The organism is Pedobacter sp. (assembly GCF_035317785.1).
Lineage (GTDB): Bacteria > Bacteroidota > Bacteroidia > Sphingobacteriales > Sphingobacteriaceae > Pedobacter.
In genome coordinates this window covers 21,667-32,421 of the sequence record NZ_DATHGC010000120.1, presented here as the reverse complement: position 1 = coordinate 32,421, position 10,755 = coordinate 21,667, and the positions used below count along the sequence as shown (strand labels likewise).

Genomic DNA, 10,755 nt, shown 5'->3' with positions numbered 1-10,755 from the left:
CCAGGTGCTATAGTGATATCAAGTGGTACCAATACCATGACCGTGGACACGTTTACGAGTTCGCCGGAAAACACAGGTCAGTTATTGGGCGGCACGCAAACGCTTAACGTAGGCGCTACTTTGCACCTGGTTGTAGATCAGGCAGCAGGAACTTATACCAATTCTGCCTTTACAGTAACAGTAAATTACAACTAAGGTTAACAATACTTTAGGAGGGTGTCTGGGGAGGTGGTTTCCTTTTCGGACACCCCTTATGATCATGAACATCATGAAATACGCCTTTCTTTTTATTTTATTTCTTTCAGGATTACTCGCGGTTGCTTCTAAATCCATGGCGCAAGGCAATTTGATCATTATCCCAAGGAGGGTAGTTTTTGAAGGAGCTAAAAGGACCCAGGAGCTTAATCTGGCCAATACGGGTACTGATACCTCCAAATACCTGATCTCTGTGATTCAATACAGGATGCTGGAAAATGGTGCTTTTGAAAGCATTACTCAACCGGATTCCGGTCAGTATTTTGCAGATAAAAACTTCCGGTTTTTCCCCCGAAGTGTCACTCTTGCTCCAAATGAGGCACAAACCGTAAAAATACAAACGATAAACACAGCTGACTTAAAACCAGGCGAATACAGGTCTCATTTATATTTTAGGGCTGTACCTAATGATAAGCCACCCGGCGGCAAAAACCCGGATAGCAGTACAAAAACAATCTCAGTGCATTTGGTTCCAATATTTGGCATTGCTATTCCTGTAATTATCCGCAATGGAATAACGACAACCAAGGTAACGCTTATTGCGGCTGACCTCCAAATCAGCACTACAGGTATTCCTCAATTAAAGATGACCTTCGGTCGTTTGGGTAATGTGTCCGTCTATGGTGACATAAAGGTTAACCACATTTCGGCACAGGGCAAGGCCACAAAAGTTGGACTGGCAAAGGGATTTGCAATTTATACACCCAACGCCGGGCGTCAGTTTATCCTCAACCTTGATAAAGATGCCATTGCAGACTACCATAAAGGTAAACTACACATCATATTTATATCCCCTTCGGATTCGAAAGCCGAGATTATTGCCGAGAAAGAACTTATTCTCTTTTGACTATGAATGATTATGAAAGCTATTCTTGCTGGTTTTTTGCTGGTTTTTACGGGATTGCAGCTAAACGCTCAGACCATAACCAATTATGCTTTCGCCGCAAATAATGGTACATTCACTGCTTTGTCTGCTCCGGTCAGCACCAGTTGGACAGGTGATACCGATACGGGCCTCTCGGGGCTGATACCGTTGGGTTTTAATTTCTGGTACATGGGTGTCCGTTACATCAATGTCGTTGCAAGTACAAATGGCTGGCTGGCTCTTGGCCCGATACCTTCGGGAAACCCGGCTGCAAATAATTTATCTTCAGGGGGAAGCCCCCGGCCAATAATCGCTCCTTTCTGGGATGATCTTGACATTATGGCTTTTGGAAATGTAACTTATCAGACAACAGGTACCGCGGGCAGCAAGATATTGACTGTACAATATCTGAATACAAAATGGGGTTTACTTGCACTGGGCGGCACATGTTCTTTCCAGGTGAAATTTCATGAAGGTACCGGAATAGTTGAATTTATTTACAGACCGGAAGCTACTCTTGTAGTGATTCCCTCGGTATCAGTTGGGATCACGGGTATCCCGACAGGGTCCGGTAATTTTTTATCCGTAAATAATGCCGGGACCAGTGTAAGTTCCACCGCGGAAGCAAATGTAACGACCAAGCCCGTCTCTGGCAAAACATACACTTTTACACCGCCAGTGCCGACAGCACCTGGTTCACTGACATTTTCAGGTCTGAGCTATACAGGTATGACACTGAACTGGACAGACTTATCTTCCAATGAAAATGGTTTTGTTATTTACAGGTCTGCAGACGGGATAAGTTATAGTCTGATTTCGCAAACCGCAGCAGGCGCCACTTCCTCCGTTCAGACCGGTCTGAACATAAATACGACCTATTACTGGAAAGTTTATGCGGTATCAGAGGGGGCATTAAGTGCTGCATTAAGCGGTAGCCAGTCAACCGGCAGGGTGAATGCCCCGGCGCTTGGATCGGCGGTAAATTTTACCTTTTATACAATCAGCGGAGCTGTAGGCAACACCGGGATTTCAAACGTCACCGGCAATTCAGGGACCAACGTTGGAGCGATCACCGGTTTTGAGATCTCAAATGTGATTGGTACCATGCATATTGCCAATGCCCAGACTACACAGGCTATGACAGATTTGCAGGCTGCATGTGTTCAGATAGATGCCATTGCTCCTACTGCCACGCATGGACCCGTGCTTGGAAATGGGGAAATTCTCTTTCCCGGGGCATACACAATTGCCGCGGCAGGGTCAGTAGCCACAACATTGACCCTGGACGGGCAGGGAGATCCCAATGCGGTTTTCATCTTCAAAATAGGCGGGGCATTAACTACCGGGGCAGCCACTACGGTGAACCTGGTTAATGGGGCCACTGCATGTAACGTGTTTTGGAAAGCTGAAGGCGCAGTGGCCATGGCCGCATCTACAGTCATGAAGGGAACGGTCATTGCAAACAATGGCGCAATATCTATGGCCGCCGGCGGCACACTTGAAGGAAGGATGTTTTCCACCTTAGGGGCTGTTACCGTTGACGGCGTATCTGCATCAATACCCAGATGCGCATGCACACCAGCTGCTCCGGTGGTAAGCAGCCCGATAATTTACTGTCAGAACTCTACAGCTACCGCATTAACTGCTACAGGAACAAATCTAGTATGGGGTAGCGGTTCCCTGGTCGCACCTGTTCCCTCTACCACAACCATAGGGTCTGTAAATTATGCCGTAACCCAAACCGTGGGCGGCTGTCTCAGTCTCCCCGCGACCATTATTGTTACGGTTACTCCAGGTCCGTCCGCAACGATTACTTATGCGGGTTCTCCTTATCGTTCGGATGTTTTGACGGCAGCAGTAACCCGGTCTGGTACAGCCGGTGGTACCTATTCTTCCACTGCAGGTTTGTCTGTCAATCCGGTTAGTGGCCTGGTTGATGTCCAGTCAAGCGTATTGGGTTCTTACACGGTTACCTATACCATTGCCGCCGGATCAGGGTGTAATCAATACCAGACAACTACAGGTATTGCGATAGTTCCTCCTCCAAGTGTAAATTTGGGAACCGCAGCTAATTTCACCCTTTTTACCAATAGCGGGGCGGTAGGCAATACGGGAGTTTCCAACATCACTGGCGATATCGGAACAAATCTCGGTGCCATCACCGGATTTGAAATTTCCGTTGTAGCCGGCAATATGTATACGGCCAATTCAGTAACCGTTCAATGTGCGGCAGATGTACTATCAGCCTACAACCAGCTTAATTCCTTTTCTCCAACTGCCGTTCACGGAGCCGTTCTTGGAAATGGTGAAGTACTTTATCCTGGTATTTACAATCTCGCGGCTGCCGCATCTGTAGCTGCGGTGCTCACCCTGGATGCGCAGGGGGATGCCAGTGCATTGTTTGTCTTTAAAATCGGGGGTGCATTTACCACAGGTGCAGGCACAACCGTTAACCTGATTAATGGTGCATCAGCCTGCAATGTTTACTGGAAAGTAGAGGGTGCAATAGCACTGGGCGCTTCAACGTCCATGGCAGGAACACTTATTGCCAATAACGGAGCTGCTTCTATCGCCGCAGGCGGTACACTTAAAGGAAGATTATTCTCTACTCTTGGAGCCATCGCTATTGATGCTTTATCCTCAACGGTAGCGATCTGTGTGTCAGGTGCTTCCTGGACCGGAGCCGTCAGTACAGACTGGCATCTTGCTGACAATTGGCTTAACGGAACAATTCCATCCGCTGCAACCAATACCATAATTCCACCCGGCTCACCTTATCATCCGGTGTTGAACACAGGTACGGGACTGGTGAAAAATATAACTGTGCAAAGCAGCGCGTCGTTGACGGTAACAGGCGCAACGCTCCAGATTAATGGAGTCATCAGCAACTCCGGCCTTTTTAATCTGTCGGCAGGCACTATAAAAATGAACGGAACAGCCGCCCAGATCATACCCTCGTCCACATTTACAGGGGGCGTCATTAAGAATCTTACCATTAACAATGCCGCCGGGGTTACATTGGGCGGAGCCTTAAACCTTAGCGGAATACTACTGGTATCCAATGGCCTGTTTAATACAGGCAGTTTTCTTACCCTTGCATCTTCGGCTGCGCAAACCGCGTTGATTGACGGTACCGGAACAGGCAGTGTGTCGGGAAACGTGACCATGCAGCGCTACCTTGTGGCCGGCTACGGGTATAAATATTTCAGTTCGCCGGTGCAATCCGCTACGGTAAACAGTTTCGCGGGCACGGTAGATCTCAATGCCTCTTTCCCCAATTTTTACACCTATATAGAAAATCAGGCAAGTTCCGGTTTCACGTCCTATACAGCCCTTGCAAACCCGCTTGTTCCTATGCATGGATATGCCGCGGATTTTGGCGCATCAACCATTCAAAAAACAGTAAGCATTGCCGGAGCAGTAAATGACGGAACTATTTCTACAACCATATACAACCACAATCAGCCGTATTCAGAAGGCTTTAACCTGGTTGGCAACCCTTATCCATCGCCTATCGACTGGAATGCGGCCTCCGGCTGGATAAAAACCAATATTGACAATGCGGTCTACTTTTTTAACTCGGGAACTACCAGTCAGTACACTGGTAGTTACAGCACTTACATCAACGGTGTGTCCAGTGATGGCATTGCAGGAAATATCATCGCATCCATGCAGGGATTTTTTGTACATGTAAGCAATGGCAGCTATCCGGTAATGGGTACATTGGGTGTCAATAATCAGGTAAGGGTGAACAACCTGTCCCCTGTTTTTCATAAATCTGCTTTAAGTTCCCTGCCGACCCGGGACCCGCAAAAACCACGTATACTGCTTAGGCTAAGTGCAAACTTTTCTGACCAGGAGCAATCATCAGATCCTCTTATCATTTATACCAGTGATCAGGCAAGCGCTGTTTTTGACAAAAATCTGGATGCCATAAAACTCATGAACCTGGATGATCAGCTCCCCAATCTTTATTCTTTAGCTGCCGATGCTTCAAAACTTGTCATCAATGTTTTACCTGAGCTGGATACACTTACCGTAATTCCATTAGGACTGCAAACCGGCCGCAATGGCGCCATTACTTTCAATTTACGCAGTACAGAGGAATGGCCCAACGCTTTACATATCTATCTGATGGATGCTGTGACAGGCACAAAACAAGACCTGCTCTTAAATCCAAGGTTCACGGTCAGCTTAAATCAGGGCGTTTACAACGGGCGTTTCTCACTAAGATTTACCGAACTGAATGCCTCGCTCGAAAAAAAGGATGAATACAGCTTGTACGGGTCAGGGGGGAGCTTATTTATCCACATTAAACTGATCAGTGAACAAAAGGGATATCTATTGATCAGCAACATGACCGGACAGCTGATCTCACGGCAGCCCATTAACGGAAACGGCGATTATGAGCTGCATCACCTGTCTCCAGCCATAGTATACATCGTTAGCTTTATTACGCCAAAGGGCACGCATACAAAAAAAGTACTTATCGGAGGAGACAAATGAAATTATTTTTAGTATGCGGGCTAATGTCCTTAAGTTTTTCGGTCTGCGCACAGCGCAAACCGATAACACTTGCCATCGAAAAGCCACCACGACCTATCGCCATATATATCAATCCGGCCCAGGGATTAAGCTTTGGTGCCTTTTACCAGGGTGGCTCCGGTGGTACCGTAATCATCTATCCAAATGGATCAAGGTCTGCAAGTGGCAGCATTATCCAGGCCAGTTTAGGGTTTTCTTTTTCACCAGCGATTTTTGAAGCAGATGCCGAGCCGGGAACCATCATCACCATCAGTAACGGGCCTGATGTGAATTTAGCCGGCAGCAACGGGGGCACGATGAGCCTGCATATTGGCAGTTCTGACCTGGGCAGCCCATTTATTGCTACCGCTGTGTCCCCGGGCCGCACGTTGATCAGGATCGGCGGTACGCTTACGGTCTTTAACCCGCTTGCCAGCCCTCCGGGTAGTTACAATGGCAGTTTTACGGTTACATTTATACAGCCCTGATCATGAAATTATGGGGCTTAACTTTTTTCACGGTGCTTTTCCTGATCGGCAGCAGCAAAGCGCATTCTGTGCCGGAATTTGATGAGGTTTCTATTTTTTTAAACGTACAGCGGGTAGGCGGAATTGAAGTCCCGGCCCTGATCGTCGATCAAACGGTATACTTGCCTGTAAGTTATATTTTCACTTTTCTGGGCATAAGAAATGTCGTTTCAGCAGGCGCCGATTCGATCAGCGGGGCTTTAATTGATCCTAAGTCAAAGTTTATCATTGACAAGAAACACAACCGCATTGTTTTTCTGGACAAGATCTATGAACTGCAGCCCGATGAACTCATCTCTGCGTCAGGAAACCTGTTTTTAAAATCAGAATATTTCGGTAAAGTTTTCGGACTCAATTGTTTGTTCAGCTTTCGCAATCTCTCAGTAACGCTCAGTACCGACCTCGAGCTGCCCGTCATCCGCGAATTGAGGCAGGAGCAAATGCGCGCCAATGTAAATAAACTGAAAGGCCAGTTTAAGTCTGATACCAGTATAGGCAGGAGCTATCCCCTGTTTCATTTTGGCACAGCCGATTATTCAGTTGTTACTACCTCAGAAAACCTTGCGGGAACAGGAGATACGAGGCTCAGTCTGGGGCTTGGGGGTGTAATTGCAGGAGGCGAGACCAATGTGGTTTTGAACCATTACAGTGCCGAGTCATTTTCTGAGCGCCAGCAGTATTATCTGTGGAGGTTCGCCAACAATGACAATGCTTTCGCAAAGCAGATTTCCGCAGGAAAAATATCCGGGCAGTCCATCTCCTCTATTTATGCACCGCTGGTCGGCATTCAACTGACCAATACCCCGACTACTTACAGAAGGTCTTTTGGGTCATATGTACTCAGTAACCACACAGAGCCCAACTGGACCGTGGAACTATATCTGAACAACGTACTCGTAAATTATGTTAAAGCAGATGCTGCCGGTTTTTATTCCTTTAATGTTCCGCTTGTTTACGGAACCTCTTTAGTGAAACTGCGTTTTTATGGCCTGTACGGTGAAGAACGTTCGAGCGAGCAAAATATCAGTATCCCTTTTAATTTTTTACCTAAAAATGAATTTGAATACACAGCCACAACCGGTATGGTAGAAGACGGTCATCAAAGCAGGTTTTCACGTTTTAGCAGCAATTTTGGTTTAAATACGTTCATCACTATTGGTGCCGGGGCGGAATATCTTTCATCGATCACATCCGGAACAGCCATACCGTTTATAAATACTTCTGCACGTGTACTTCCCAACCTGTTGCTTTCGGCAGAATATGATCATATGGTACGGTCAAAAATTTTACTGAGCTATAACCTTCCTTCAGGTTTGCAGCTCGAACTTAATAATACCTGGTATAAAAAAGGGCAAACAGCGATCAACAATACTTTTATGGAAGACCGCAGAATAAGTCTTTCCCTGCCATTGAGGGGCAAATCTTTTTCGGCATATTCCAGGATCACACTTGAGCAGTTTATTCTTCCTTATTTTAAATACACCGCAGCTGAATGGCTCATGTCGACATCAATTGGTTCTTGCAATACCACCATTAATACCTTTGCCTTTTTCAGACCCGATAATGATCCGTATGTATACAGCAATTTTTCTATAGCTGCCCGGTTCCTGAAAAATACCACGATCACTCAGCAACTGCAATATGAGTACGCAGAAAAAAAACTCGCCGGGATTAAAACTGAGCTGGAAAGCCGGGTGTTCAAAAAGGGCTATGTGAACATTTCTTTTGAGAAGAATTTCAGCAGCGATTTCAGTAATATTGAGGCCGGTTTAAGGTATGACTTCTCGTTTGCACGGGCAAGGGCCTCAGTTAGAAAAAGCAATAGTGTGATCACCCATCTTGAATCGGTAACCGGCAGCCTGTTCTACGATCGCAGATCAAAATACCTTGATTTTAATACCCATACCAGTGTAGGTAAAGGTGCCATTATATTGAGCCCTTATCTGGATATGAATGCCAATGGCCTGCATGACGCTGCTGAACCCAGGGCCCCGGGGCTTAATGTTCGCATCAATGGCGGTCGGATTGAGAAAAGCCTAAAAGATACCACCATCCGGATTACAGACATGGAAGCATATGTGAACTATAACATTGAGTTAGATACCGAAGGTTTTGAAAGGTTAGCATGGCAGCTTCCTAAGAAAAACTATAGCATTATGGTTGACCCTAATTCAGTGAAAAAAGTCGACGTACCAGTGCTGGTATATGGTGAAGTGTCGGGCAGGATTACCTTAAAAGGCAGTAATTATGACCAGGCATTTGGACGGATCATTGTTAATTTTTATAATGACAAGTCTGTTGTCATCGCCAGTACCCTCGCAGAAAGCGAGGGTTATTTCAATTATTTAGGCTTGTTGCCCGGGAATTATTCCGCCCGGATTGACAGTGCGGGCTTAAAGAAGTTAAACATAGTTGCTGTGTCCGGCTCATTACCGTTTACTATAATTCCTGACATCGAAGGTACGGTGATTGACACCCTCATGTTTGTAGTTGAACGTATAGATGAACCCGATGACCTTGAAAAGGAATCAAATTAAGATGACAGGGATCACTTTTTTAGCTTCTTAAGATCAGGTTAATTAATGATAATCGTCATCAGCTGAAACAGGAATAACCTTGAGATTTAGGGTGTTAAGATAAGACTATGAAAACGATTTTAATACCCACTGATTTCTCTGATTCTGCCGAAAATGCCGCAACGTATGCTTTGCATCTTGCACGGTACATGAAAACTAATATTGAGCTTTGTCATGCCTTTTTAATTCCCGCGGAATACGCTTTGGCGGGACAGGCGGCCTTTCCTGCTTATGATTATTCAACGCTTAAAGCGGAAACTTCATCGCATCTGTCTGATTTGGCAAGAAAACTGGATGAAGAAAGTCATGCGGCGGCCAGCAAATACTCTTTCCATCCGGATATTGAATGCCAGAGTGAGGCTGGAGTGATATCGGAAATGGTGGCTGAACTGGTTAATGAAAAACAAAAGCAGCTTGTGGTACTTGGCATGTCGGGTATTGGCGCTACCGTTAAGTTTATATTAGGCAGCAGCAGTCGAAACCTGATTGAAAAAGGTGGTTTTCCTTTGCTGCTGATCCCTTCGGGTTTTGTATTTAATCAGATCAGGAAGATCGCATTTGCCACCGATCTCAGAGTAGAGGACATTGAAGTCCTGCATTCGCTCGCAGGGTTTGCCCGCTATTTTGATGCGGAGATCGTCGTGGTCCATGTCAGCGATGACAGGAGGCAATGTAATGAGCATCTTAAAAAAGAAGACGAATTTTTGAACGACATTACAGCTAAGGTTAATTATGATAAGATCTTTTTCCGGCGGATCAATAATGCCCGCGTGGGCGATGGGCTGGATTGGTTAAGTGAGCATGGAAATATCGATATGCTGGTCATGATTCATCGTCCGCTCGGATTTTTGGACCGCATGGTTAAGGGTAGTTATACCAAGAAGCAGGCGGATCATATTCGTATTCCTTTATTGGTCTTTCCTGAGGGACTGAACCCGGTTTTTTAAATTTCACAATATAAAATATGAGCGTATGATTCCTAAAACAATGAAGGCTGCTGTGCTGTATGAGTTTGGCAAGCCGTTAAAAATAGAACAGGTTCCTGTGAAAAGTCCGGGCGAGAACCAGGTATTGGTGAAAGTAGTTTCAAGTGGCGTCTGCCATACAGATCTTCATGCTTGCATGGGGGACTGGCCAGTTAAACCTAAACTGCCCCTTATTCCCGGACATGAGGCAATTGGTTATGTCGTGGCTTTGGGCCGGGGCGTGATTAATCTTAAAGAGGGAGATATTGTGGGGGCGCCCTGGTTGTTTAGTGCCTGCGGTTGCTGTGAATATTGCATCACAGGCTGGGAGACACTGTGTGAATCCCAGCAAAACGGTGGTTACAGTGTGGATGGGGGTTATGCAGAATATGTAGTCGCCGATGCACGTTATGTAGCCCATTTTCCTGAAGGGATTAATTTTCAGGAAATGGCACCTATTACTTGTGCAGGGGTGACGGTTTATAAAGGTCTTAAGGAGACAGAGACTAAGCCAGGTGAATGGGTTGCCATTTCAGGTATTGGGGGTCTGGGTCATCTGGCGGTCCAATACGCTAAGGCTATGGGTATGCATGTCGCTGCCATTGATGTTTCTGATGAAAAGCTTGCTTTGGCCAAAAGGCTTGGCGCCGACCTGACGGTAAATGCGAGAGAACAGGCCCCCGGTGCTTTTCTTAAAAAAGAGACCGGCGGCATGCATGGAGCGCTGGTTACTGCAGTTTCGCCGATCGCCTTTGAGCAGGCGCTCTCCACTTTGAGGAGGAAGGGTACCATCGCACTCAACGGGCTTCCGGCAGGAAGTTTTGGCCTGCCTATTTTTGAAACCGTCCTGAACCGCTTTACGGTGAGGGGGTCAATCGTGGGTACACGTAAGGATATGCAGGAAGCCATTGGTTTTGCTGTGGAAGGCAAAGTCAAAGCAACAATTCATACCGCAAAGCTGGAAGATATCAACGATGTTTTGGAGCAAATGAAAAAAGGAGAGATCGAGGGACGTATAGTTTTAGATATAGCAGGATAATAAA

Annotated in this window: 7 protein-coding genes; all 7 read left to right on the top strand. The window is 46.2% G+C overall.

All coding sequences use genetic code 11. From position 1 onward, the window contains the following. Window positions 1-195: DUF4402 domain-containing protein (locus VK541_RS07340; protein ID WP_324368432.1), on the top strand; the 195-nt coding region annotated here is incomplete at its 5' end. A 73-nt stretch (window positions 196-268) separates the two neighbouring features. Beyond that, window positions 269-1,102, top strand: coding sequence for a hypothetical protein (locus VK541_RS07335; protein ID WP_324368430.1), 834 nt, complete (start codon window positions 269-271; stop codon window positions 1,100-1,102). A 12-nt stretch (window positions 1,103-1,114) separates the two neighbouring features. Beyond that, the gene (locus VK541_RS07330; protein ID WP_324368428.1) at window positions 1,115-5,626 is read left to right on the top strand and encodes an ice-binding family protein; all 4,512 of its coding nucleotides are present in this window, start codon (window positions 1,115-1,117) and stop codon (window positions 5,624-5,626) included. Then, window positions 5,623-6,132, top strand: a complete 510-nt coding sequence (locus tag VK541_RS07325) for a DUF4402 domain-containing protein (RefSeq protein WP_324368426.1) — start codon at window positions 5,623-5,625, stop codon at window positions 6,130-6,132. Before VK541_RS07330 ends, VK541_RS07325 begins: the two co-directional genes overlap by 4 nt. A 2-nt stretch (window positions 6,133-6,134) precedes the next feature. Then, window positions 6,135-8,708, top strand: a complete 2,574-nt coding sequence (locus VK541_RS07320; protein WP_324368424.1) for a hypothetical protein — start codon at window positions 6,135-6,137, stop codon at window positions 8,706-8,708. Between the two features lie 107 nt (window positions 8,709-8,815). After that, window positions 8,816-9,694, top strand: a complete 879-nt coding sequence (locus VK541_RS07315; protein WP_324368422.1) for a universal stress protein — start codon at window positions 8,816-8,818, stop codon at window positions 9,692-9,694. A gap of 25 nt (window positions 9,695-9,719) precedes the next feature. Then, a complete protein-coding gene (gene adhP, locus VK541_RS07310) occupies window positions 9,720-10,751 on the top strand; it encodes an alcohol dehydrogenase AdhP (RefSeq protein ID WP_324368419.1) in 1,032 nt (343 codons plus the stop codon). The last annotated feature ends 4 nt before the right edge of the window (window positions 10,752-10,755 follow it).

Bases quoted from the DNA above. Each gene is read 5' to 3' on its own strand.
- VK541_RS07320 (WP_324368424.1), top strand. From the start codon at position 6,135: ATGAAATTATGGGGCTTAACTTTTTTCACGGTGCTTTTCCTGATCGGC.
- VK541_RS07330 (WP_324368428.1), top strand. From the start codon at position 1,115: ATGAAAGCTATTCTTGCTGGTTTTTTGCTGGTTTTTACGGGATTGCAG.
- VK541_RS07335 (WP_324368430.1), top strand. From the start codon at position 269: ATGAAATACGCCTTTCTTTTTATTTTATTTCTTTCAGGATTACTCGCG.
- VK541_RS07315 (WP_324368422.1), top strand. From the start codon at position 8,816: ATGAAAACGATTTTAATACCCACTGATTTCTCTGATTCTGCCGAAAAT.
- VK541_RS07325 (WP_324368426.1), top strand. From the start codon at position 5,623: ATGAAATTATTTTTAGTATGCGGGCTAATGTCCTTAAGTTTTTCGGTC.
- adhP (WP_324368419.1), top strand. From the start codon at position 9,720: ATGATTCCTAAAACAATGAAGGCTGCTGTGCTGTATGAGTTTGGCAAG.